The organism is Campylobacter sp. RM12637 (assembly GCF_020137645.1).
Lineage (GTDB): Bacteria > Campylobacterota > Campylobacteria > Campylobacterales > Campylobacteraceae > Campylobacter_E.
This window is the reverse complement of the sequence record NZ_JACGAV010000007.1, coordinates 57,151-82,001: the sequence shown is the minus strand read 5'-3', so window position 1 is coordinate 82,001 and position 24,851 is coordinate 57,151. Positions and strand designations below refer to the sequence as shown.

Annotated in this window: 30 protein-coding genes; 23 read left to right on the top strand and 7 right to left on the bottom strand. The window is 27.9% G+C overall.

Annotation, left to right across the window (positions count from 1 at the left end):
* Window position 1: 1 nt before the first annotated feature.
* Window positions 2-1,231: a serine/threonine transporter SstT gene (gene sstT / locus AVBRAN12637_RS05365; protein ID WP_214117392.1), complete on the bottom strand. Its 1,230-nt coding sequence runs from the start codon at window positions 1,229-1,231 to the stop codon at window positions 2-4.
* Between the two features lie 100 nt (window positions 1,232-1,331).
* On the opposite strand from sstT, the gene metK reads away from it, so the two are divergent.
* Together metK and AVBRAN12637_RS05355 are read left to right on the top strand one after the other, a co-directional pair.
* The gene (gene metK / locus AVBRAN12637_RS05360) at window positions 1,332-2,531 is read left to right on the top strand and encodes a methionine adenosyltransferase (protein WP_336607929.1); all 1,200 of its coding nucleotides are present in this window, start codon (window positions 1,332-1,334) and stop codon (window positions 2,529-2,531) included.
* Window positions 2,528-3,406 (top strand): lactate/malate family dehydrogenase, encoded by an 879-nt coding sequence (locus tag AVBRAN12637_RS05355; protein WP_336615458.1) that lies wholly within the window; start codon window positions 2,528-2,530, stop codon window positions 3,404-3,406. The genes metK and AVBRAN12637_RS05355 overlap by 4 nt, the downstream gene beginning before the upstream one ends.
* 11 nt (window positions 3,407-3,417) lie before the next feature.
* On the opposite strand, the gene AVBRAN12637_RS05350 is transcribed toward AVBRAN12637_RS05355, so the two are convergent.
* From AVBRAN12637_RS05350 to AVBRAN12637_RS05325, 6 genes are all read right to left on the bottom strand, one after another.
* Entirely contained in the window at window positions 3,418-4,875 is a 1,458-nt protein-coding gene (locus AVBRAN12637_RS05350; protein ID WP_336615457.1) for a Ppx/GppA phosphatase family protein, read from the bottom strand.
* 10 nt (window positions 4,876-4,885) lie between these two features.
* Complete coding sequence (locus AVBRAN12637_RS05345; protein WP_336615456.1) at window positions 4,886-6,079, bottom strand: sensor histidine kinase; 1,194 nt, start codon at window positions 6,077-6,079, stop codon at window positions 4,886-4,888.
* A 38-nt stretch (window positions 6,080-6,117) separates the two neighbouring features.
* Window positions 6,118-6,789, bottom strand: a complete 672-nt coding sequence (hsrA, locus tag AVBRAN12637_RS05340; RefSeq protein ID WP_214117387.1) for a response regulator transcription factor — start codon at window positions 6,787-6,789, stop codon at window positions 6,118-6,120.
* A gap of 74 nt (window positions 6,790-6,863) precedes the next feature.
* Window positions 6,864-7,181 (bottom strand): dihydroneopterin aldolase, encoded by a 318-nt coding sequence (locus tag AVBRAN12637_RS05335; RefSeq protein ID WP_214117386.1) that lies wholly within the window; start codon window positions 7,179-7,181, stop codon window positions 6,864-6,866.
* A complete protein-coding gene (gene plsY, locus AVBRAN12637_RS05330) occupies window positions 7,166-7,810 on the bottom strand; it encodes a glycerol-3-phosphate 1-O-acyltransferase PlsY (RefSeq protein WP_214120244.1) in 645 nt (214 codons plus the stop codon). Before plsY ends, AVBRAN12637_RS05335 begins: the two co-directional genes overlap by 16 nt.
* A gap of 3 nt (window positions 7,811-7,813) precedes the next feature.
* Window positions 7,814-8,932, bottom strand: coding sequence for a PilZ domain-containing protein (locus AVBRAN12637_RS05325; protein WP_336615455.1), 1,119 nt, complete (start codon window positions 8,930-8,932; stop codon window positions 7,814-7,816).
* A 182-nt stretch (window positions 8,933-9,114) separates the two neighbouring features.
* Between AVBRAN12637_RS05325 and rplU the strand changes: the two genes are divergently transcribed.
* Genes rplU through AVBRAN12637_RS05220 form a run of 21 tightly spaced genes read left to right on the top strand, consistent with a single transcriptional unit; the run spans window position 9,115 to window position 24,603 of the window.
* Window positions 9,115-9,423 carry a 50S ribosomal protein L21 gene (rplU, locus tag AVBRAN12637_RS05320; protein WP_214117383.1) on the top strand — a complete coding sequence of 103 codons (309 nt, stop codon included), beginning with the start codon at window positions 9,115-9,117 and terminating at the stop codon, window positions 9,421-9,423.
* A gap of 11 nt (window positions 9,424-9,434) precedes the next feature.
* Complete coding sequence (gene rpmA / locus AVBRAN12637_RS05315; protein WP_214117382.1) at window positions 9,435-9,692, top strand: 50S ribosomal protein L27; 258 nt, start codon at window positions 9,435-9,437, stop codon at window positions 9,690-9,692.
* Window positions 9,693-9,716: 24 nt separating this feature from the next.
* Window positions 9,717-10,709 carry a GTPase ObgE gene (gene obgE / locus AVBRAN12637_RS05310; RefSeq protein WP_239802999.1) on the top strand — a complete coding sequence of 331 codons (993 nt, stop codon included), beginning with the start codon at window positions 9,717-9,719 and terminating at the stop codon, window positions 10,707-10,709.
* A gap of 24 nt (window positions 10,710-10,733) precedes the next feature.
* Window positions 10,734-11,642, top strand: coding sequence for a methionyl-tRNA formyltransferase (gene fmt / locus AVBRAN12637_RS05305; RefSeq protein ID WP_336615454.1), 909 nt, complete (start codon window positions 10,734-10,736; stop codon window positions 11,640-11,642).
* Window positions 11,635-12,372 (top strand): biotin--[acetyl-CoA-carboxylase] ligase, encoded by a 738-nt coding sequence (locus AVBRAN12637_RS05300; RefSeq protein WP_214117379.1) that lies wholly within the window; start codon window positions 11,635-11,637, stop codon window positions 12,370-12,372. Before fmt ends, AVBRAN12637_RS05300 begins: the two co-directional genes overlap by 8 nt.
* Complete coding sequence (locus tag AVBRAN12637_RS05295) at window positions 12,369-13,139, top strand: ParA family protein (protein ID WP_214117378.1); 771 nt, start codon at window positions 12,369-12,371, stop codon at window positions 13,137-13,139. The genes AVBRAN12637_RS05300 and AVBRAN12637_RS05295 overlap by 4 nt, the downstream gene beginning before the upstream one ends.
* A 3-nt stretch (window positions 13,140-13,142) precedes the next feature.
* A complete protein-coding gene (locus AVBRAN12637_RS05290; protein WP_214117377.1) occupies window positions 13,143-14,024 on the top strand; it encodes a ParB/RepB/Spo0J family partition protein in 882 nt (293 codons plus the stop codon).
* Window positions 14,025-14,084: 60 nt separating this feature from the next.
* Window positions 14,085-14,510, top strand: a complete 426-nt coding sequence (locus AVBRAN12637_RS05285; protein WP_214117376.1) for a F0F1 ATP synthase subunit B family protein — start codon at window positions 14,085-14,087, stop codon at window positions 14,508-14,510.
* Window positions 14,511-14,519: 9 nt separating this feature from the next.
* Window positions 14,520-15,008: a F0F1 ATP synthase subunit B family protein gene (locus AVBRAN12637_RS05280; RefSeq protein WP_336615453.1), complete on the top strand. Its 489-nt coding sequence runs from the start codon at window positions 14,520-14,522 to the stop codon at window positions 15,006-15,008.
* On the top strand, window positions 15,008-15,514 hold the full coding sequence (locus AVBRAN12637_RS05275) for a F0F1 ATP synthase subunit delta (protein ID WP_214117374.1): 507 nt from the start codon (window positions 15,008-15,010) through the stop codon (window positions 15,512-15,514). The genes AVBRAN12637_RS05280 and AVBRAN12637_RS05275 overlap by 1 nt, the downstream gene beginning before the upstream one ends.
* Before the next feature lie 11 nt (window positions 15,515-15,525).
* Entirely contained in the window at window positions 15,526-17,031 is a 1,506-nt protein-coding gene (gene atpA / locus AVBRAN12637_RS05270) for a F0F1 ATP synthase subunit alpha (protein WP_214117373.1), read from the top strand.
* Window positions 17,032-17,039: 8 nt separating this feature from the next.
* The gene (atpG, locus tag AVBRAN12637_RS05265) at window positions 17,040-17,918 is read left to right on the top strand and encodes an ATP synthase F1 subunit gamma (RefSeq protein WP_214117372.1); all 879 of its coding nucleotides are present in this window, start codon (window positions 17,040-17,042) and stop codon (window positions 17,916-17,918) included.
* A gap of 8 nt (window positions 17,919-17,926) precedes the next feature.
* Window positions 17,927-19,324: a F0F1 ATP synthase subunit beta gene (atpD, locus tag AVBRAN12637_RS05260; RefSeq protein WP_214117371.1), complete on the top strand. Its 1,398-nt coding sequence runs from the start codon at window positions 17,927-17,929 to the stop codon at window positions 19,322-19,324.
* Window position 19,325: 1 nt separating this feature from the next.
* Complete coding sequence (gene atpC, locus AVBRAN12637_RS05255) at window positions 19,326-19,703, top strand: ATP synthase F1 subunit epsilon (RefSeq protein ID WP_214117370.1); 378 nt, start codon at window positions 19,326-19,328, stop codon at window positions 19,701-19,703.
* Window positions 19,700-20,227: a MotA/TolQ/ExbB proton channel family protein gene (locus AVBRAN12637_RS05250; protein ID WP_214117369.1), complete on the top strand. Its 528-nt coding sequence runs from the start codon at window positions 19,700-19,702 to the stop codon at window positions 20,225-20,227. Before atpC ends, AVBRAN12637_RS05250 begins: the two co-directional genes overlap by 4 nt.
* Window positions 20,217-20,609, top strand: coding sequence for a biopolymer transporter ExbD (locus AVBRAN12637_RS05245; RefSeq protein WP_214117368.1), 393 nt, complete (start codon window positions 20,217-20,219; stop codon window positions 20,607-20,609). The genes AVBRAN12637_RS05250 and AVBRAN12637_RS05245 overlap by 11 nt, the downstream gene beginning before the upstream one ends.
* Window positions 20,606-21,433 carry a hypothetical protein gene (locus AVBRAN12637_RS05240; RefSeq protein ID WP_214117367.1) on the top strand — a complete coding sequence of 276 codons (828 nt, stop codon included), beginning with the start codon at window positions 20,606-20,608 and terminating at the stop codon, window positions 21,431-21,433. Before AVBRAN12637_RS05245 ends, AVBRAN12637_RS05240 begins: the two co-directional genes overlap by 4 nt.
* A complete protein-coding gene (locus AVBRAN12637_RS05235; RefSeq protein ID WP_214117366.1) occupies window positions 21,430-22,599 on the top strand; it encodes a PD40 domain-containing protein in 1,170 nt (389 codons plus the stop codon). The genes AVBRAN12637_RS05240 and AVBRAN12637_RS05235 overlap by 4 nt, the downstream gene beginning before the upstream one ends.
* A gap of 60 nt (window positions 22,600-22,659) precedes the next feature.
* Window positions 22,660-23,148, top strand: a complete 489-nt coding sequence (locus tag AVBRAN12637_RS05230; protein ID WP_214117365.1) for an OmpA family protein — start codon at window positions 22,660-22,662, stop codon at window positions 23,146-23,148.
* 3 nt (window positions 23,149-23,151) lie between these two features.
* Window positions 23,152-23,994, top strand: a complete 843-nt coding sequence (locus tag AVBRAN12637_RS05225) for a tetratricopeptide repeat protein (RefSeq protein WP_336607935.1) — start codon at window positions 23,152-23,154, stop codon at window positions 23,992-23,994.
* 15 nt (window positions 23,995-24,009) lie between these two features.
* The gene (locus AVBRAN12637_RS05220) at window positions 24,010-24,603 is read left to right on the top strand and encodes an FKBP-type peptidyl-prolyl cis-trans isomerase (protein WP_214117363.1); all 594 of its coding nucleotides are present in this window, start codon (window positions 24,010-24,012) and stop codon (window positions 24,601-24,603) included.
* Window positions 24,604-24,851: the final 248 nt, after the last annotated feature.

The following is a 24,851-nucleotide window of genomic DNA, read 5'->3' as shown; positions in this document are numbered from 1 at the left end:
TTTATACCCTACTTAAATCTATTTTAGTATCAGAACAAATTGCAGAAAATAGCACATCAGTAGAGCTATTTAAAGCTGTTTCAACACTATCTTGAATAACTCCAATTATAAAGCCAACCCCAACTACTTGCATAGCAATATCATCATTTATCCCAAATAATGAACACGCTAAAGGAACAAGTAAAAGTGAGCCACCAGCAACCCCACTAGCTCCACAAGCAGCAAATGCAGCTAAAAAGCTAAGTAGTATAGCGTTTGTAAAAGTAATATTAAGTCCTAATGTATGAACTGCAGCAAGTGCTAAAACAGAAATAGTAACAGCAGCTCCAGCCATATTAATTGTAGCACCTAGTGGAATTGATACTCCATATAATTCTTTATCAACATTAATTTTTGAACATAGTGCCATATTTACAGGAATATTTGCAGCTGAACTTCTTGTAAAAAACGCATAAATTGCAGAGTGTTTTATACAAACCCAAACTAATGGATAAGGATTTTTCTTAGTAACTACAAATACTATTAATGGATTGATTACAAATGTTACAAATAGCATAGTCCCAACTAATACTAATAGTAATAAAACATAATCAGCTAAAGTTTCTACACCAGTTTTAGCAACACTTGTGCTTACTAGACCAAAAATACCAATAGGAGCTAGACGAACTATGAAAGCAACAATTTTAATAGTGCCTTCATTAATATCTATAAATACTTTTTTTACTTCTTTTGAGCAAGTTTTAAGTGCAATTCCAGCAGCTATAGCCCAAGTTAAAATTCCAATATAATTTCCATTAGCTAATGCACTTACTGGATTTTCTATCATTTTAAATAATAAATCTTTAAATACCATAGCAACACTACTTGGCGGGGTTAAATCAATATTATTTGGTATTTCTAATATAAGTTTTGTAGGAAATAAAAAGCTAGCAACAACACCACAAACAGAAGCTAGGAAAGTGCCTATTAAATATAAAATTATTACTTGTTTTATTTTTTTAGTTCCATTTCCATATTCTCTAGTAGAGATTGCACTAAGAACTAAAATAAATACTAATATCGGAGCAATTGCTTTTAGAGCACCTATAAAAAAATCTCCTAATAAAGAAGTATAATCAGTAAAACTAGGAATACAAATTCCAACAAAAACACCTACAACAATACCAATCATAATTTTTATAATTAAATTAGTACTTTTATATCTTTTAATCATTGAACTTAAGACGCTCATAATATCTCCTTAAAAAGGCAAAAATATAGCAAATCTCTCTTACAAAACATTAACTATAAAGGCTAAAATTAGGCAAAATTTAATTATTAAAGGATAATAAATGTATTTATTTACAAGTGAAGTAGTAAGTGCAGGACACCCTGATAAATGTGCTGATATCATTGCTGATAGCATTGTTGATTTGCATATAAATTATGATAAAAACGCTCGCGTTGCTAGTGAGGTTTTTGTCGCTGGAAAGAATGTAATAATTGGTGGAGAGATTAAATCTAATTTAAAGGTTAGTGAAAGTGAATATGAAGAAGTAGTTAAAAACGCTTTAATTAAAATAGGTTATAAAGAAAATTCTCATTTTAGCAAGGCTGAATGCTTACACCCAAGTGATGTTAAAGTGCAAGTGTTATTAAACGAGCAAAGTAATGATATTAATCAAGGCGTAGATCAAGAAAGTGGAGAAATAGGAGCAGGTGATCAAGGTATGATGTTTGGCTTTGCAAGTAGCGAAGCACCTGAATTTATGCCTGCTGCGATTTTTTATGCGAGAATGATTTGTAATAAAGTATATGAATATGCTCTAAATAATCCACACGAATTTGGAGTAGATATTAAAACTCAAGTTACAATTGATTATGAGAGCAAGGAAAATTATGAAAATTGTAAGCCTAAAAAAATCCATACAATAGTAGTTTCAGCTCCTAGCGTAAGTAGTCTAAGTCTTGATGAAGTTCGCTCAAAAATTATGAATTTAATTTGTAATTCGGGCTTACCAAAAGAGCTATTTAATAAAGATGATTGCATTATTTATATTAATCCAACAGGAAGATATGTAAATCACTCAAGCCTTCACGATAGTGGCTTAACGGGAAGAAAATTAATAGTGGATAGTTTTGGTGGATATAGCCCAATAGGTGGTGGGGCACAAAGCTCAAAAGATTACACAAAAGTTGATAGAAGTGGGCTTTATGCAGCTAGATATGTAGCAAAAAATATAGTTGCAAGTGGCTTAGCTAAAAAATGTATAGTGCAAATTAGCTATGCAATAGGAATTGCAAAACCAATTAGCGTAAATGTTGATTGTATGGGAACAAATGCAAGTGTTGATGATAATATTTTAAGTGCATTTGTTGAAAGAAATTTCGCATTAACTCCTAGATGGATTAAAGAAAAATTTAGATTAGATGAGCCTAGTAAAGCTGGATTTTCTTATGCTGATGTTGCAACTTATGGGCAAGTTGGAGTTGCAAGTTATCCTTGGGAGCAGCTTGATAGCGTTGAATTATTTAAGAGTTTATTAAAATGAAAATAGGAATTATTGGACTTGGAGCCGTTGGTTCGGCTGCAAGTTTTATGCTAAGTAGTCAAAATATAGCAAACGAGCTTTATTTATACGATATTAAAGATGGCTTAGCAAATGCAAGTAAGATTGATTTAGAAGATAGTCTTGAAAATACCAATTCAAATTCTAAGATTTTTACTGTTAGCAAGATAGAAGAATTAGTAAAATGTGACCTTATTGTCTTAGCATATACAACTTGTATCGAGCCTGATAGAACGCTTGAACTTAAGGCTAATTATGAACCTTTAAAAGAAATTATTAATGCCTTAAAGGGCTTTAATGGTATATATTTAATAGCTACAAATCCAAATGATAGCATTGTTTATTACGCTCAAAAATTAAGTGGCTTAGATACTTTTAAAGTAATTGGAACAGGCACAACGCTTGATAGTGCAAGGCTTAAGATTGAAATTGCTAATAAATTAGGAATTTCTTATAAAAATATAAATGCTTTTATGCTAGCAGAGCACGGAGATACGCAGTTTTTTTATAAGAGCAATGCTTTTGTGGGTGGTAAAAATATTAATGAGTTTAACCTTAATTTAGATGAGATTGAAAACAGAGTTCGCTTTAAGGGTGGAGAGATTTTTAAAGTAAAAGGTAAAACAGAATTTGGAATAGGAAGTGTAATTGCAAGAATTATTAAAGCTATTAAAGATGATGAGAATTTAATCACACCTATTAGTTTTACTCAAGATAATTTAGCTTATTCAAGATTGGTTGTAGTAGGTAAGGGTGGTATTAAAAAAGTTCTTGAATTAGACTTAAATAAAGATGAAAAAGAAAAACTTGAAATCTCAAAAAATTATATTTTAAAGACTATTAATTCTATTAAATAATTAGTGAAGAGTTAAATCTCTTCATTGTTTATATATACATTAAAACTTTTTGGCTTGCTAATCTTTTTAATAGCTTCTTGCATAATGAAATTATTTGTATTTTTTGTTATATATAAAGTTTTATTTTTATAAGAAAAATCACAAATTTCGTTTTCTTTAGCCTTATTTAAAGCATTACAAAATGCTAGAATAAAATTAAGCCAAGATATGGTATTTTCATCTGGCAATAATTTTTTTAATTTTAAATTCTCATAATTTATTTTTTTGCCGTGTTGTTCTATTATAGTTGCTATTAGTGCTTTATCTTCGTGTTTTATACAAAAATTTAGACCACTTAAAACACAATAAGCACTATGTTTATGGTTTGAATAATAACTAAGCAATAAACCTGTTTCAATGAGTTTTGCTGCATATGTTAAGTGTTTTAGATATTTTTTATCAACATAATGAATCTCATTTAAAGTATTAAATAATCTTGTAACATTACTAACCAGTGAGCCTGATTTGTATTTAATTAGTCTATCTTCAAGACTTTTTAAGCTCGGATTAAAATTGACTGGAAACCCTTTGTGGTGTTTAAATAAGTCTTTTAAAAATATTCCTTCTCTAACTCCAGCACCACTTGTAATTATTTGCTTGATTTTTAATTTTTTAATTATTTTATAAAAGACTAAAGCACCCATTTTAATGGTATCGTGTCTTTCTTTTTTAATTCCTAGCGAGCTAAGTTCTGAATTTTTGCAATTTATAATTTTTTCTATAAATTCACTTTCTTCATCTACTTGATAAGAAAAGGCATGAACCTGACTTAAAGGATAATTATTTTTTTCCATAATAGCATTGCTAATAGCTCTTAATGAGCCACCTATTGTAATTAAGATAGAAGCTTTAAAATCATCAGGGATTTGCTCTAAATAATTATCTATATATTTTTCTAATTTATTAAATTTGTCTTTAAATAAGTCTTTTAATCTCACCGTTCCAAGGTCAAGCGAGAAAGTTTTAACTACTTTTGTATTTTCACACAAACACAATTCAGCACTACCACCACCAATATCTAAACAAATTGATTTTTCATCTAATTTAGGTAGTAAATTAATAGCTCCAAAACCACTTAAATATGCTTCTTCCATTCCACTTAAAGTTTTGATATTGAGTTTTAAATCTTTTTTTAATAGGTTAATTAAATCAGCTTTATTTTTTGCATCTCTTAGAGCTGATGTTCCTATGCAAAATATTTTATTACACTTAAAATTAAGCGCTTGAGTTTTAAAATATTTTATTATTTCGTAAGCTTTTTTGATTTGTTTTTCTACCAATACATTATCTTGTTCATAAGCACCTTGTGCCAAACGAAATTTAACTTTTTGTTCGTTTAATATATAAAAACCATATCTTGAAGTTTTTTCATATATTGCCATTCTAATTCCGTTTGAACCTAAATCAATAATTGCAGTTTTTTTTGCCATATTTCTTCTCTTAATTTTTTTTGATTTTCATAGAAAAAATAGCCCTTGTTCCTTGCATATCTTTTCTATTTTCTAATGATACTTCAGCTTTTAGTGCGGTTGCAGCTGATTTTGATAAATAAAGTCCTAATCCAACGCCTTCTTTATCTCCAAATCTTTTAAATGGTGCAAAATAATCTTTATCTTCACTAATTCCACAACCCATATCATCTACATATAGATAAAAAGTAATATTATTGATGAAAGTTGTAATTGTTATTGTTGTATTTGGTTGAGAAAATTTAAATGCGTTTTGAATAAAATTTTGTAAAATTTGTGAGAATAAGGTTTTTTGTATTTTTATCTTTAATTCATTTGGGTTTAGATTAAGTTCTATTTTTTGTCCTGTTTTTGAACCTAATAGGCTAAAATTTTTGCTTTCTTGTCTAATAAAATCAATTAAGTCTATTTCATTTGGCTCTTCAAATTGCGCACCTTCTAATCTGCCAATTTTAAGAATTTCATTTATGATTTTATTGATATTATCTATGCTATCATTAGAGTTTTTAATGGTTTGAATATAATATTCACTATCTCTTGATTTAATTAGCGTTACATCGTTTTTAGCTTTTATAACTGCTAAAGGAGTTTTTAATTCGTGAGCAATTCCTATAAATAGTTCTTTTTGAGACATATTATAGTTTTGAATTCTAGTAATTAAGTGATTAATACTACTTATGATTTCTTTAAACTCTAATGGATAGTTTTTATAATCTAATCTATTTGTAAAGTTATCATCAAACCTACTAACTTTAACGCTTAATTCTTTTAGGTGCATTGATAATATTCTTGATAAAAATAATGAATAAAAAATAATCAAACTAATAGCAATGATAATTATTAAAAATAAAGATATAAAAATAGTATCAAGAATTTTAATTGATTGACTTATATCTTTTTTTAATATTATATAATCCCCAAATTCATTGTAAGGATATGTTAAAATCAAGACTTTTTTATCATTTTCATTGATTATTTGAAAGTTTGGTTTCATAGTTTTTTTATCTAAATGAATTATTTTATAGTCTTTAAAAATAATAAAGTTTGAACTATTATTCACTTCAATAATACTAATAGCATTTTTGATTAAATTATCAAATTCATTTTGCATTATATTAATTTTTAGAATTTGATACGACAGAACTGAAAAAATAACAACTAGCACCGTAATAGTAGATGCTAGTTGCAAGAAAAATTTATTTCTTATGCTTTTTTGGGAAAGCAAAATCTATAGCCTCTTCTTCTTATTGTTTCAATAGTTGAGATACCTAAAGGCTTATCCATTTTTTGCCTAATTTGATTGATTGCAACTTCAATTACATTAGGAGTTACAAGTTCAGGTTCTTCCCAAATTGCATCTAATAATTGTTCTTTTGATACTATTTGATCAGAGTGTCTTGCAAGATGGGTTAATACTTCAAAAGGTTTACCTTTTAATTCAATTTCTTTACCTTTATAAGTAATTTTTTCTTCATCTGGGTCTATTTCTAAATTATCAATTTTAATTGTATTTGACCCACCAAATCTAAGTCTTGCTTCAATTCTAGCTAATAATACATTAAAATCAAAAGGTTTTTTAATGTAATCATCAGCACCTGCTTTTAAAGCGCTTATTTCACTTTCTTTATCATCTTTTGCAGATAAAATTATGATTGAAGTTCTTGAAGATTTATGTTTTACAACATGTATTAAGTCAGTGCCATCACCATCAGGAAGCATCCAATCTGTCAATACTAAATCGTAGTTTCTAATACCGATATAATATTCAGCATCTTTACAATTTTCGCACGCATCTATTTGATAGCCATATTCAGTTAAACCTTCGGCTAGTGTCTTGTTTAAAGATATTTCATCTTCCACTACTAAAATACGCATTTTTTTTCCTTAAAGTAAAATTAAGGTTATGCTAACACAATTTAAGCAAATATTCAAGTTTTTTTAAAGTTATTTTAATATTTTTTTTTGTATTTAGCACTAAGTTTTGTGTTTTTCATAATCTCTAATTTAATAATCTCAATTTTTATTTTTTTTAGTTGTGGAAATTTGATTTTTATTTTTTTTGCTAGTTTTTTATTAGCTTTTTCTAAGGTAAAGAATTTTTTTGATTTTAAATATTTTTTTGATAATTTAGTTACTTTAGCATAGTCTAAAAAACTATCAGCTTTTGCATTTATTTTTAGGCTTATTGTTTGCTTTTCTAATCTTTCAAATTCCAATAAGCCTATTATACATTTAAATTTTGTTTTTATTTTTATATGACTTTGCATTCGTCTTTAAAAATCAATCTAATAATATTTGGTATATGTTTATAGAACACAAAAAACAATATTAAATATATTGGTGCGTGAGAATTAATACTAATATTAGGGTATAAAAATTCTGCACTAATTACTCCAATACTAAATCCTATTAATGATGCTAAGCTAGATATTTTAAATACTTTTCCGATTATTAGCCAAAAAATAAGACCTATAATTACAGAATAAGGAACTAATAGTATTAAAGCTCCAGCCCCACTAGCTACGCCTTTACCGCCATTAAAGCTTAAAAATATGCTATAGCAATGTCCTATAACACTAAGAACTGCCATAGCCCAAATTGTTGCTTCACTTATATCTAAAAACATAGCAATACAAATTGGAAGCATAGCTTTTAAAAAATCACTTAACATAGTAGCTATTGCTAATTTTTTAGCCAATTTTGGATTAACTTGTTTTACAACTCTTAATACATTTGTAGCTCCTATGCTTTTTGAACCTTGAGATTTAATATCAACATTTGCAAATTTTTTAGCATATATTAATCCAAAAGGAATTGAGCCTATTAAATAGGCTATTAGCATACAAATTAAATTATTATTTGTAAACAAGTCAATTATGAATGTAATAAAATTCATATCTTAATCTCTTTTATATAGGCTTAATTGATTTTTAAGCTCTACTAAAGTTTCTTCTACTCTTCTGCTTGCAAATTCTTGGATTTTTTTAGCATCTTCTTGGTCTGGTAAAATCTCTAAACAATATCTGTAAGCATTTTGATATACAATTAAAACAACTAATTTAAATTTTAAATTAAACTCAACTGCTTCATTTGAATGAGGCATATGTAAACAAATATAAGATGATAAAATATCACCTCTTTTAAATCCTACATCTTCATTAGAAACAACACCAATTCCACCTTCTGAAATATCAAATAATTTTCCATTAGCAACCCTTCCATCTTCATGAGTTAGTGCTATTTTAGTAAATTCATTAGGATGCACTCTAGGATATGCTCTTTTTAATGCGTGCATATATGGTTGGCTTTCAAAATTATTTAAAGTTACCGTGCAATTTACAATATTAACAGATAAAATATTCGCTTTAATATTTTTTTGCAAATATTGATTTTGAACTATATAAGCACAATCTTCTTCTTTCATAGCTAAAATTTGCATTAAATCAACTTTTACAACTATACTCGCATCTTCAACTTGTAAAATTTCTCCGTAAGTTCTCACAGGAACACCATTATAAAGATTTAAAAATTCTAATTTTTCTCCTACAGAATACATTTTTTTAAATGTATCTATAAAATTCTCGTGTATAAAAAATCCACCAGAACTACTTGCTGAAAATACATTAATTGAACTTTGTGCAGTCGTAGAATCGTGACAAATTGTGCAAAAAATTGAACCATATCTTTCTAATGCAAAGGCAAGATTAACAACTAATTTATTGTTTAATCTATTATTCATAATATGCTTAGAAAAATCTATATAAGTTTTTAATAAAAATTCAAAAAAGCAAGCTCTATCAAAATCTTTTGTCTTGGCTAATTCCTTACCTCTTTCTATACTAAAATCTTTTGTTAGTAACATAGAAAATAATTCTTCGTAAGCATCTTCACAATTTTTTGATAAAATTTTGCCTTCGCTTCTATAATAAGCTTGTATGTTATTAATAAATTTGTGTGTATATTTTTCAAAATAATTAATACTAGAATTAACTAGTTCGTCTCTTCCTTCAAAACTCATGTTTTTGTTTCCTTTTAAACTAAAAATAGCATTAGTGTAGCAAAAAAAATAAATTTTTAAATAAAAATTAATGATTTTTTGATAGTATTCGCTTTTTACAACTCATTTAAGCTTATTTAAATCTTTAAATTTCTAATATTTAAAGTGCTTGATGGGACTTACTAAATTACAAAGGATGAATTATGTATGCTATTTTTAAACATAGCGGTAAGCAGTACAAAGTAAGTGTTGGCGACGAATTAAAGTTAGATCGCTTTGAAGCAGAGAAAAAGTCTATCGTAGAAGTTACAGATGTTTTAGCTGTTAACGATAAAGAATTAAAAATCGGTACCCCTTTTGTTAGTGGAGCGAAAGTTGTTCTTGAAGTTATCAACGAAGGAAAAGATAAAAAAGTTGTAATTTTTAAGAAAAGAAGAAGAAAAGACTCTAAATTAAAAAGAGGTTTTAGAAGACAATTTACTCGCGTAGTAGTAAAAGAAATTAAAGCGTAAGGAGAAATACAATGGCACACAAGAAAGGTCAAGGTTCAACTCAAAATAATAGAGATTCTATAGGTAGACGTTTAGGTGTTAAAAAATTTGGTGGAGAATTTGTAAGAGCTGGAAATATTATTATTCGCCAAAGAGGAACAGCAACTCACGCAGGAGCAAATGTTGGTATGGGAAGAGATCATACTATTTTTGCTTTAGTTGATGGTTTTGTTAAATTTGAAAGAAAAGACAAAAACCGCAAAAAAGTTTCTGTATATCCTGCAGTATAATTTAAATTAAAAGGAGCTTAGGTAATGTTTGTTGATAGTATAAAAATTAGGCTGAGCTCTGGTAACGGCGGAGCGGGTGCTAGCTCATTTCGCCGTGAAAAACATGTACCACTAGGTGGTCCTGATGGTGGCGATGGCGGTCGTGGTGGCGATGTAGTGGTTATTTGTGATAATAATCTTCATACTTTAGCGCATTTTAAAGGCAAAACACATTTGAAAGCTAGTAATGGTGATTGTGGATTACCTAGAAATAAAAGTGGTAAAAAAGGCGAGAATTTAGAAATAAAAGTTCCAATAGGTACTCAAATTATTGATATTAATACCAATGAAATCTTACATGACTTTACGAGTTTAGGAGAGCAAATAGTCTTACTAAATGGTGGTTTAGGTGGCCTTGGAAATAGACATTTTAAAAGTTCTGTTAATCAAAGACCTACATACGCTCAACCTGGCAAAAAAGGAGAAAGTCTAGAAGTAAGACTTGAATTAAAATTAATTGCTGATGTTGGATTAGTTGGATATCCTAATGTTGGAAAATCTACTTTAATTAGTATAGTAAGTAATGCTAAGCCAGAAATTGCTGATTATGAATTTACAACTCTTACTCCAAAATTAGGTGTTGTAGATATTAATGATTACTCGTTTGTAATGGCTGATATACCAGGAATTATAGAAGGTGCTAGCGAAGGAAAAGGTTTAGGATATGAGTTTTTAAAGCACATATCAAGATCAAAATGCTTATTATTTATGCTAGATAGTTTTAAAGAAATGAGCGTTAAAGAACAATTTATTAATTTATACAAAGAACTTGAAGCTTATGGCTTGAATGATTTTAAATTTGCAGTTGCAATCACAAGATGTGATGTGGCTAAAGAGAATTTAATTCAAGAATTAGAACTTTTAAATGAGTATTTAAAAAGATATGATAATTTAGTTTTTGTTACAAAAATATCTTCAGTTACTAATGATGGTATTAAAGAGTTAAAATTATCTTTATCAAAAATGTTATTTGAATAACATATCTTAATTTTTAGGTATATCATGAAAAAAAATATAGTATTTATGGGCACGCCCGAATTTTCGGCATTTATTTTAGAAGAGCTTAGTAAATTTCATAATGTAAGTCTAGTTTTAACCCAAACAGATAAAGAAGTTGGAAGAAAAAAAATATTAACTCCAAGTCCGGTAAAAGAGATTGCGTTAAAACTAAACTTAGAATTAGCACAACCAAAAAGCTTAAGAAATAATGAAGAGATTAGAAATTTAATTAGCAATAAAAAACCAGATTTTATAATAGTTGCAGCTTATGGAAAAATACTGCCAAAAGAAATTTTAGACATAGCACCTTGTATTAATACTCATGCTAGTTTACTTCCTTATTATAGAGGAGCTTCACCTATACAAAGTGCTATTTTAAATGGTGATATTATAAGTGGAGTTACACTTATGAATATGGATATAGGTCTTGATACTGGAGATATTTTATATCAACAAGAATTAAATATTAAGGATTTAAATTCTCCACAAGTATTTGACAAAATGTCTAAATTATCAGCAAAAATGCTTTTGGAATTTTTAGAAAATCCAAATTATTTTCAACCTATTAAACAAGATGATTCAAAGGCAACTCATACAAAAATTATCAAAAAACAAGATGGTTTAATTGAGCTAAATAATGCTAAAGAAATATATCAAAAATATTTAGCATTTTATGATTGGCCTAATATATTTTTAGAAAATGGTTTAAAGTTAAATGAACTTGAATTGAATGAATGTGAAAGTGATAATAAAGAAGGGCTTATAAAAGAAATAGGTAAAAATTATTTAATTTTAACTTGTAAAAAAGGCAGCTTAAAAGTTTATAAATTGCAAGATGCAGGTAAAAAGTCTTTAGATGCTAATGTATATGTAAATGGTAAAAGGTTAAAACAAGGAGATAGCATTGTATAATCTAGCTTTTTGTAATTGTATAAGTTCAACTCAAGTTGAGCTTATAAATGCTATTAGAAATGGTTTTAAAGAACACGCATTTGCATTGGCTACGCTTAAACAAACTAACGGAATTGGCTCTTGTAATAGAAATTGGATTAGCGATAATACTGATTCACTTGGCAATATAAATTCTAAGATTCATAATCAGTATTTTAAAGATATAGATTTTATATTTTTTGATGAATATAATAAATTTAATTTAGATATAAAAAATAATTTATATTTATCTTTTTTTAATGATAATTTACCAGATGATTTACCTATTCAATCAGCTAGTATATATTATTCTATGATAATGAAAATAGTCTTAAAAGAATTTGGTTCAAAAGTTTTTATCAAATGGCCTAATGATTTTTATTTAGATAATAAAAAAATTGGAGGGCTAATTACTGCAAAAATAAAAAATAAATTAGTTTGTGGTATTGGTATAAACATAACTACAGCACCAGTAGATGCTAATATTTTAGATATAGATATTTCATATTCAACATTACTTAAAACTTTTTTTGATAGAATAAATCTTAATATTTCTTGGAAAGAAATTTTTGATTATTATAAGAGTGATTTTGAATTAAGTAGATCGTTTTATTTTAAAAATGATGATAATACTTATTCATTAAATGATGTAAAATTATATGAAGATGGTTCTATTTTAGTAGATAACAAAAGGATATATAGTTTAAGATGAGTGAAATTATAACAATAGCTAATCAAAAGGGTGGGGTAGGTAAAACAACAACGGCAGTGAATTTAGCAGCTTCTCTTGCGGTAGCTGAAAAAAGTGTTTTACTAATAGATATGGATCCACAAGGTAATGCTACCACAGGATACGGATTTAAAAGAAGTGATTTTGAATTTAATATATATCATGTATTAAGTGGTAAAAAAACATTAGATGAGATTATTTTAAAGACAAGTTTGAATAAACTAGACCTTGCTCCATCAAATATTGTTCTTACTAATTTTGAGCAAGAATTAGGAACAGGTGTAAATAATAAACAAATTTTAAGAAAAGCTTTAAAAGATGTTGTAAATAGATATGATTATATAATAATAGATTCGCCACCTGCATTAGGAAATATCACAATTAATGCACTTGCAGCAAGCACTGATGTAATAATCCCGATTCAATGTGAATATTTAGCATTAGAAGGTTTGGCACATATTTTAAGGACAATTCATAATATAAGAGAAGCAATAAATCCTAAGTTAAGAATAAGGGGAATTTTACCTACTATGTATAGCCCACAGAATAATCTTTCAAAGGATACGGTTGCCGAACTTAAAAAGCATTTAAGTGGCAAGTTATTTAGAAAAGATGGAGAGATAGTAATAATTCCAAGAAATGTAAAACTAGCAGAAAGTCCAAGTTTTGGAAAACCTATAATATTGTATGATATAAAATCTCCAGGTTGTGTTGCTTATCAAAGCTTAGCACATTCTTTAATAGGATAGAAAATGGCAAAAAAATCTTTAGGTTCAGATTTTAGTAGTATTTTAGATGATATATCTTTAGCTTATGATGATGAGTTAAGTGGAGTTTTTAGAAGTGATTTAGATACTATAAGAGATATTAGTATAGATGATATAACTCCAAATCCATATCAGCCAAGAAAAAGTTTTAATGAAGATAGTATAAATGAACTTGCTAATTCCATTAAAAATCATGGATTATTACAACCAATTGTTGTAATAGATGCTGATGAGCTTTGTGAAAAGGCAATGGAAAATGGAGAAAATTTAGAAAAAGTAACTAAATATTTTTTAATTGCTGGTGAGAGAAGATTGAGGGCTATTAAAGCTTTAGGTGAAACAAAAATTAAAGCAATTATTGCAAATATAGATTCAAGTAAAACAAGAGAATTAGCTTTACTTGAAAATATTCAAAGAGAAGATTTAAATCCTATTGAACTTGCTTTAGCTTATAAAGAGTTAATGAGAGTTAGAAAAATTACTCAAGAAGAATTAGCGCATAGTATTCAAAAAAGTAGAGCAAATATAGCAAATACTTTAAGATTACTTACTCTTAGTGAAGATACTCAAAAATTAATTATTGATGGCAAATTAAGTGCAGGTCATGCTAAAGTAATAGCAGGTCAAAAAGAAGATGAAAAGATTTTAGTAAATACAATTATTGGTCAAAAATTAAATGTTAGAGATTGTGAAAAACTAGCAAATAAACTCAAGGGTAAAAATACAAATAACATAATTGATGATAGTTTGTTAAAAAAATTAAAAGAATTTAAAATAGATTTTAAAATACAAAATGGCAAACTTATATTTAATTTAAATCAAGAAAATACTAAAAATTTTGTTGAAAATGCTATAAAAAACTTATAATTTAAATATTATTTGATTTTTTTATGTTAATATAAAGTTTTATCAAAATAAGGAGAATGTATGTTTGATGACTTAGATCTTAAAATGATGTTATTAACAGCTATGTTGTTTTTAATATTGCTTTGGATTTTAGATTATATCTTATACAAACCATTGCTAACCTTTATGAAAAATAGAGATGATGGTATAAAAGAAGATGAAGCTAGAATTCAGCAAAATAACACAGACGCTAGTAATAATGAAACATTAATTGCTAAGATTTATGCTGATGCAAGAGCTAAAGCTCAAGCCATCAAAAGCGAGCAAGTTGCCGTAGCAAAAGAGCAAGCAAGCAAAGCTATAGCAGAAAAAAAGGCTAGTCTTGATTTAGACTATCAGAAATTTTTAACTGAACTTGAAGCAAAAAAAATTCAGTTTAAAAATGAGTTGAAAGCTGATTTGTTTCAGTGTGAAAATGCTTTAAGAGCAAGTATAGAAAAAATTTAAGGTTGCTTTATGAACAGATTAATATGGATTTTATTACCTACTTGTTTGTTAGCTAGTGATACAGATATTTTCTATAGAACTATAAATTTTGTAATTTTTGCTGTTATGATGTATTTATTACTTGCTAAGACAATTAAAAAGATATATTGTGATAGAATTGATAATATTAAAAATAGATTAGTATCAATAGAAAAAAGCTTAGATGAGGCTAAAAAAAATAAAGAAGAAGCAATTAAAAAAATAGAGATAGCTAATAACGAGGCTGATAAGCTAATAGAATTAGCTAAAGAACAAGCTATAAAATTAAATGAAAATATTTTAAAAGATGCTAATAATGAGATAGAAAATATGAAAAAATCTTATGAAGAGCAAAAAATATTTGAAGAGAAAAAGGCTAAAGAAGAAGTTGTTAATGAACTTATAGAAGAGCTTTTAAATACTAATGTTAATTTAAAACAATCTGATTTATTAGATATTGTTTCAAGGAAAGTTAGCTAATGGAAAAGTATGTAAATATAATAATGCAAAGAAAAGATAGGGAAGAATTTATATCTTGTTTTGAGATTTTAAAAGAAGCCTTTAAAGATAAAAAAACATTAGTGATAATAAATGCAGTAGGCATTAGCTTAGATAAAAAGATAGAGTTTTTAGTGAGTTTATCTAATACAAACAAAAAAGAAATTATTAATTTTTTAAAGGTATTAGGAGTAAATAATAAACTTGATAAAGTTCCAGTTGTTTATGATGGATTAGTTAAAAAATTAGCTTTAGAAAATAATATTTATTATGCTGATATTTATTCTAAAGAAAAAATTAGTGATAATGATATATTAAAGCACGAAAAAGAATTATCAAATTATTTTAAAAAAGAAATAAAACTAAAAAATATAATTCATGATAAAAATGAAATAAAGATTTATATTGAAGACTTAGGATATGAAATAATAGTATCAGAAACTTCATTAAAAGATAAAATCAAACAGCATATAATGAAAGCAATTTAAGAGGAGTAACAGTGAGTTTTAACGCAAATGAAATTAGCTCAATTATTAAAGAAAGAATTGAGAATTTTAATTTAAATTTAGAAATTGAAGAAACTGGTAAAGTTATTTCAATAGCTGATGGTGTTGCTAATGTTTTTGGATTAAAAAATGTTATGGCAGGAGAAATGGTTGAATTTGAAAATGGCGAAAAAGGTATGGCATTAAACCTTGAAGAAAATAGTGTTGGTGTTGTAGTTTTAGGAAGTTTTTCAAATATTAAAGAAGGTAGCTCTGTTAAAAGATTAAAACAATTATTAAAAGTTCCAGTTGGTGAAGAATTAATTGGTCGCGTTGTTAATGCTTTAGGAGAGCCAATCGACGCAAAAGGTGTTATAAATACTACAAAAACTGCATTCGTTGAAGAAAAAGCTAAAGGTATTATGGCTAGAAAAAGCGTTCATGAACCATTACAAACAGGTATTAAAGCAATTGATGCCCTTGTTCCAATTGGTCGCGGTCAAAGAGAATTAATCATTGGAGATAGACAAACAGGTAAAACAACCGTAGCAGTAGATACCATAATTAATCAAAAAGGTCAAAATGTTGTATGTATTTATGTAGCTATTGGACAAAAACAAAGCACTGTTGCGCAAGTTGTTAAAAAACTTGAAGAACATGGAGCTATGGATTATACAATAGTAGTAAGTGCAACTGCAAGTGATTCAGCGGCTCTTCAATACCTTGCTCCTTATACAGGCGTTACAATGGGTGAGTACTTTAGAGACAATAGCAAACATGCTTTAATAGTATATGATGATTTAAGTAAGCACGCAGTAGCTTATCGTGAAATGAGCTTGATTTTACGCCGTCCTCCAGGTCGTGAAGCTTATCCAGGCGATGTATTCTATCTACACTCAAGATTATTAGAAAGAGCTTCAAAATTAAGCGATGCTTTAGGTGCAGGTTCGTTAACAGCTTTACCTATTATTGAAACTCAAGCAGGAGATGTTTCAGCATATATTCCAACTAATGTTATTTCAATTACAGATGGACAAATATTCTTAGAAACAGATTTATTTAACTCAGGTATTCGTCCTGCTATTAACGTAGGTTTATCAGTGTCTAGGGTAGGTGGTTCTGCTCAAATTAAAGCTACAAAACAAGTATCAGGAACATTAAGATTAGACCTTGCGCAATATCGTGAATTACAAGCATTTGCACAATTTGCAAGTGATTTAGATGAGAGTTCAAGAAAACAATTAGAGCGTGGTCAAAGAATGGTTGAAGTATTAAAACAACCTCCATATAGCCCATTAGCTATTGAAAAGCAAATAGTTCTAATTTATGCAGGTACTAGAGGATTTTTAGATGATATTGCTGTAGATAAGATTACTAAATTTGAAAATGATTTATATGCTTATATTGAAACAAAGTCTCCTGAGATTTTTGAGCAAATTAGAGTTAAAAAAGCTTTAGATAGTGATTTAGAAGATAAAATTAAAAATTTATTAAATGAGTTTAAAGCAACACAAGCGTAGGTTTTGTAATGGCGAATTTAAAAGAGATAAAAAGAAAAATAAAGAGCGTTCATAATACTCAAAAGACTACTAATGCTATGAAATTAGTTTCTACTGCTAAATTAAAAAAAGCAGAAGAGCTTGCTAAGAAGTCTAAAGTATATGCAAGTAAATTGCAAGAGGTTATGCAAGAAATTTCATTTAAGCTAAATCAATTTGATATGGCTAAAGATAGTAGATTTTTTGGTAAGCATGAGATTAAGATTGTGGATGTTGTATTTATTACTTCGGACAAAGGTTTGTGCGGTGGTTTTAATATCAAAACTTTAAAAGAAGTTAGTAAAATTATTAAAGAAAATAAAGAAAAAGGTATTAAAACTAGATTAAGAGCTATAGGAAAAGTTGGTATTGAGTTTTTTAATTTTCAAAAAATTGAAATACTAGATAAATATACAGGCGTTAGTTCTTCACCTGATTATGAAAAAGCTAGAGAAATTATTAATTTAGCTATTAGTGATTATGAAAAAGCATTAACTGATAAGATAATATTAGTTCATAATGGCTATAAAAATATGATTTCTCAAGAATTATCAGTGTGTAATTTATTACCTGTAGATTCAAGTAATTCTGAAATTACTAATTCAAATTCTTTATTAGAAATTGAACCTGAAGAAAAGGAAGTTTTAGAAGAATTACTAAAAAGATATATAGAATATAGTATGTTTTATTCATTGATAGATAGTTTAGCAGCTGAACATAGTGCTAGAATGCAAGCAATGGATAACGCGACTAATAATGCTAAAGCAAGGGTTAAAGAACTTAATTTAGCTTATAATAAAGCAAGACAAGAAAGCATAACTACTGAATTAATTGAAATTATCAGTGGTGTTGAATCAATGAAAGAATAGGAGAATATATGCAAGGATTTATATCTCAGGTATTAGGACCTGTTGTAGATGTTGAATTTAGCGATTATTTACCACAAATCAATGAAGCTATTGAAGTAAATTATGAGGTTGAAGGTAAGCAAATTCGTTTAATATTAGAAGTAGCAGCACATTTAGGTGATGGCCGTGTAAGAACTATTGCTATGGATATGACTGATGGTTTAGTAAGAGGAACTAAAGCTGTTAGCTTAGGTGCTCCAATTAGTGTTCCTGTTGGGGAAAAAGTTTTAGGAAGAATTTTCAATGTGGTTGGAGATTTAATTGATGAAGGTGCTCCAGAAAATTATGAAACAAAATGGGCTATTCATAGAGAACCACCTAAATTTGAAGACCAAAGCACAAAAAGTGAAATATTTGAAACTGGTATTAAAGTAGTTGATTTACTTGCTCCTTATGCAAAAGGTGGTAAAGTAGGATTATTTGGTGGTGCTGGTGTTGGTAAAACAGTTATTATTATGGAATTAATTCACAATGTTGCGTTTAAACATAGTGGTTATTCAGTATTTGCTGGTGTTGGTGAGAGAACTCGTGAAGGAAATGACCTTTATAATGAAATGAAAGAAAGCAATGTTTTAGATAAAGTTGCTTTATGCTATGGTCAAATGAATGAACCACCAGGGGCAAGAAATCGTATTGCTTTAACAGGTCTTACAATGGCTGAATATTTTAGAGATGAAATGGGACTTGATGTTTTAATGTTTATTGATAATATCTTTAGATTTTCTCAATCAGGTTCAGAAATGTCAGCTTTACTTGGTCGTATTCCTTCAGCTGTTGGTTATCAGCCAACTTTAGCAAGTGAAATGGGTAAATTCCAAGAAAGAATTACATCAACTAAAAAAGGTTCAATTACTTCAGTTCAAGCTGTTTATGTTCCTGCTGATGACTTAACAGACCCAGCGCCTGCAACCGTTTTTGCTCACCTAGATGCTACAACGGTTTTAAATAGAAGTATTGCTGAAAAAGGAATTTATCCTGCGGTTGATCCACTTGATTCAACTTCAAGAATGCTTGACCCACAAATTATTGGTGAAGAGCATTATAAGGTAGCTCGTGGAGTTCAAAGTGTGCTTCAAAAATATAAAGATTTACAAGATATCATAGCTATTTTAGGTATGGATGAACTTAGCGAAGAAGATAAATTAGTTGTTGAAAGAGCTAGAAAAATTGAGAAATTCCTATCACAACCATTCTTCGTAGCTGAAGTTTTCACAGGTAGTCCTGGAAAATATATAAGCCTTGAAGAAACTATAGCTGGATTTAAAGGTATATTAGAAGGTAAATATGATGACTTACCTGAAAACGCATTTTATATGGTAGGAAATATTGAAGAGGCTATTAAGAAAGCAGAAAAATTAAAGGCTTAATATGGATAAATTAACTTTAGAAATAGTTACTCCACACGGAGAAATTTTTAATTCAGAAGTTAAATCAGTGTTAGTGCCAGGAAGTGAAGGTGAGTTTGGTGTTTTGCCAAACCACGCTTCTGTAATTTCTTTGCTTCAAGCTGGTGTAATTAGTGTGGAAAATTATGATGGTTCAAAGGAGCTTATAGCTATTGATTCAGGCCATGTAAAAGTTGATGAAAATAGTGTTGTTATTTTGGCTCAAGGTGCTGTTTATCTAGGTGGTAATGATAATTCAATAAGCAAAAAAAAGTTAGAAGAAGCTAAAGAATTATTAAAATCAGCAGGTGCAAATTCAGCAACCCTTGCCGCAACTTTAGGAAGACTGGATTCTAAATGAATTTGATTTCGGATTTTGACTTAGCTACTTTATTAGCAGTTGGGATTTTAGGTTTTTATTCTATTATTGCTTTAGCGATTTTTTTATATCGCTTAAGCAATATTTCTAAATTTTATCAAGAAGAATTAAGAACTTTAGATAGGTTATTAAAAAATCAAGATTTATCTTTTGAGGCTTATTTTAAACCTTGTGAAGGTTCTATGAAAAAATTAGAGATTTATTATAATGAGGCTTCTAAAAATCTTAGCGAAGGTCTTACTTGGCTTAGTATTATTGCTACTACTTCGCCTTTTATAGGATTGTTTGGAACCGTTGTTTCAATATACTTTACTTTAATATCTTTAAATGGAAATGGTGATATTACTCAAATCGCTTCTCCAATTGGTCATGCTTTAATAGCTACTGCTAGTGGGATTATTTCTGCTATTTTAGCTTATACATTTCATTTAATTGTGAAACGAAAAGTATTTGAATGTTTAAATATTTTAGAGAGTCAAATAAAGATTATTAGCGATGAAAAATGATTTTTTACACGAAGACCCAGAGTTAAACATAACTCCTTTAGTTGATGTTATGTTAGTATTATTGGTAATTTTAATGCTAGTAATTCCTAATTTAAAATATGATGAAAATATTAATTTACCAAATGGCTCAAAATCAAGTGTTAGCAAAGCAAAAAAAGATGATATTTTCGTAAGTATTACAAAAGATGAAGTAGTTTTAAATAAGAAAAAATATCCTTATATTGCTTTTTTTGATAATTTTAGTTTAATTAAAAATCAATTTGATAAAGATAAAATAGTTTATATATCTGGAGATAAAGATATAAGTTACGATAAGCTAATGCAAGTATTATCAACTTTTTCAAAAGCAGGATTTGTAAAAATTTCACTTCAAACAAAATGAGTAAATCAAAAGCTTTTTTATTATCTTGTTTAATATATGTGCTTACTATATTAATATTTATTTTGCTAATAAATATTTTTGCTAAAAATGAAGAAGTTATTAAATATGGTAATAGTGAAGTGGATATATTGTTTGTAGAAGATAATGTTGAAACTCCAGCCGAGGTTAAACAAGACTATACTAAAGAAGTAGCAAAAAAAATAAATAAAAGTCCAGAAAATACAAGCAATGATAATGCTACAAAAGATAATCAAAATAAAGTAATTGAACAAAATGAAAAAGTAGAACAACAAACTGATAGTAAAGATAGTGATAGTGATTTAAGTAGTTTGTTTGGGGATTTAAAAGTTAGCAAAAGTGAAAGAAAAAATCCAAAAAAGGAAACTAAGCAAGAAGAAAATAAATTAAATCAATCACAATTAGATGCTTTAAAAAAAATACAATCACAATTAGCTAATACAACAATTAAGTCAAATAATAATTCAGAGACTACACAAACATCTGCTAAGGTTTCTGGAATTTATGATGAATATTTTGGTAGAGTGAATGCGTATTTGAAAAATGTTTGGAGTTTAGTAACTGCTAATAGTTCAGATATTAATGATAAGGAAATTTTTGAAGTAGCTTTTACAATATCAAAAAATGGTATAATAAAAATCAAAGATAATGGTTTTAATGAAAGCTCTGCTTTAAGACAAAAGGCAAGAATTTTTATACAAACTATTAATCAACAAAACAAAAATTTAGGAATTCCACCAAATCAACAAGATTATAGTGGTAGTTTAAGGCTTTCGGTTATATTAAGTATCAAGGAGATAAAATGAAAAAGATATTTTTATTATGTTTTAGTTTAGTATGCTTAACTGCTGATATTATTATGGATGTGGTTAGCGAGCAAGAGGTGTTGCCTAAGATTAGAATAACTACAAGTAGTTTGGTTAATTTTGATTTTGATAAGGTAATTAAAAATGATGTTTTAGTAAGTTCTAAATTTGAAATTACTAATGAAAATAATGCAAATTATGAATTAAATTATAATTTAAATCCTGTAGGAAATAATTATGAGTTAAGCATAACTCTTAAGGGTATGAATAATGAAATTAAGTATAACAATACTTTTACTTATCCAAAAAGTGCTTATGTGTTTTTATCTCACAAAGCAATTTCACAAATGTTTAAGGACTTAAAATTAGCAGATTTAGATTGGATGAATAAAAAGATTTTAATTACTAGAAAAATAGCTGCTAAGCAAAGTCAAATTCTTATTGCAGATTACACTTTAAATTATCAAAAAATTATTATGCAAGGTGGGTTAAATTTATTTGCAAAATGGGCAAATAGCAATCAAAATGAATTTTATTATACAGATTATAATAAAGATATTTTGAGTATATATAAATATAATTTATTGAATAATCAAAAAACTTTAATTACTCAAGGTTCTGGTATGTTAGCTCTTAGCGATATTAGCAAAGATGGAACTAAAGCATTAATTACTAAAACAACAGAAGATCAACCAGAAATATTTTTATTAGATTTAAATACTAAAAATACAAAAAGACTTACTATGTATAAAGGAATAGATGTTAGTGCAAGATTTGTAGGTAGTGATAGTTTTGCTTTTGTTAGCGATAGAAGTTCTTATCCTAATTTATATTTACAAGGTCTTGATAAAACTAACGCAACTCAATTAGTTTATCATGGTAAAAACAATTCTGCCTTTAGTGTTTATAATAATTATATAGTTTATTCAAGTCGTGAAAAATCAGGAGATTTTAACTTATATGTTATGGCAACTGATTCGCAATATGTAAGACAATTGACATTAAATGGTAGAAATATTTTCCCTAATTTTAGCAGCGATGGTAAGACAATTATGTTTATAAAATTATTAGGAATGCAAAGTTCTTTAGGAATTTTAAGACTTGATGAGAATAAAGTGTATCATTTCCCACTAAAAGTTGGTAAAATTTCAACTTTGGATTGGTAATTAAATAAATTTTTAGTTTTGGAAATTATAATTTCAATTACTTTTTATGAAAGGAAAAAAATGAAAAAATTAGCTTATGCAGTTGCTTTAGCAGCTTTAGTTGTTGGTTGTAGTCAAAAGGCTACAGTTGAGGCTCCAAAAAAAGTGGAGGTTGCTCCAGATATGAATGTAGATGTTAAGGAAGATATTAATACTAAACTAGAAAGAATTAATAATTCTTTAGGTAAAGTATATTTTGACTTTGACAAATACGATATTCGTTCAGATATGTATGGCGTAGTGTCAAATAACGCAAGTTTATTAAATCAAGATGGTAAAGATTTAAATATTGTTGTTGAAGGTAACTGCGACGAGTGGGGTAGTGAAGAATATAACCAAGCTTTAGGTTTAAAAAGAGCTAAAGCTGTTAAAGATGGTTTAGAATCTCAAGGAGTTAGCAGCTCAAGAATTACAATTAAAAGCTATGGCGAAAACAACCCAGTATGTAATGATAAAACAAAAGAATGCGATGCTCAAAATCGTAGAGCAGAAACAAAAGTTCAGTTTTAATTTATGCTAAAACAAATACTTTTTATAGGGGCTTTAGCCCCTATTATTTACGCAGAAACTTCAGCCTTTAATGCAGGTAATATAAATATTAAAGAGCCTTATGGGCTAACAGAAAATGAAAAAGTTTTATTAGAGAACAAGAAAAAGGTTGAAACTCTTAGTAAAGATTATACTGGTGTTGATTTTAAAACAAATAAGGCTTTAGAAAGAATTGAAGGTATTCAAAGTGTAGTTGATGATTTGAATAACAAAACTTATAATTTTGAAGGTAAATTATTAGAAGTAGAAAAGTTTTCAAAAGAAAAACTTGATATTTATGATAAAGATATTTCTGAAATAAAACAAGAATTAAAAAATCAAAAAAACAGCATTAATCAGTTAAAAAAGGCTTTAAGTGAATTAACAAATTTAGTTAGTAGCTTGGGCGAGAATAAAGCTGTAAAATCTACAACTCAGCAAGTAGTAGCAAATGAGGTTGCAGCTAAAAATGAAACTCCAGCTCAAAAAATGGCAAATGCTATAAGTTTATATAATAGTAAAGATTATGAAAATTCCGCAAAAATTTTTGAAGAATTAGCAAATGCAAAACATAAACCTGCACAATGTAATTTTTATTTAGGACAAATTGCATACGCACAAAAAGACTATAAAAATGCTATATATTATTACAAAACAAGTTCAGATTTATATAATATTCAAGGGGTAAAAGCTCCTAATATGCCTTTAATTTTATTAAATACCGCAAATTCGTTGAAGGCAATTAATGAAACAGAAAAAGCAAATAATTTTTATGCAGCACTTAAAAAACAATTTCCAGATTCAAGTGAAGCTAAAAGTATAAATTAATAGAAAGGATTAAAAATGGCTATAAAAAAAGACAGCGTAGTATCACTTAATTTTATATTGCGTGATGCAAAAACTAATGAAGTATTAGAAAATAATACTGATTTTCATCCTATTTCATTTTTATTAGGTAGAAATCAAGTATTAGAGGCTTTAGAAGATGAAATTGCTAAACTAAATGAGGGTGATGAAAGTGATATTTTAATCACTAAAGATAAAGCTTGGCAAGAATATGATGAGAATTTGGTTCAAGAATTACCAAAAGAACAATTCGCAGGCATTGATTTAAATGTTGGCTTAGAATTATTCGGAGAAAACGAAGATGGCTCAACAGTTAGAGTTGTTGTTAAAGAAATCAAAGATAGTAGCGTAGTAATTGATTATAATCATCCTTACGCAGGAAGAGATTTATTATTTACCGTAAATATTAAAGAAGTAAGAGATGCTACTCCTGAAGAATTAGAAAGTGGTGCAGTAGCACAAGCTGGTGGATGTGGATGTGGAAATCACGGACATAGTGGTTGCAAAGGCGATGGAAGTTGCGGTCATCATCATGATGATGAAGATGATCATCACCATCATCACCACGGCGGCGGTTGTTGCAGAGGTTAAGAGCTAAGGTTTAGCTAAAATATAAGGCGATTTATTTCGCCTTATACTAATATTTATTATATACTCAAAGTATTCAGTTTTTTAAAATTAATCATTTTTATAATTTTATTTTTTATGTCAAAACTTTAAAATACATTTATTGCTATCAAATTCACAAATTACAAGTAATCTTTAATATATAATCGTAAGTTATAAATATACAAAACTTATTATTTTTAACTTGATTTTTAATTCAATCATAAAAAAGT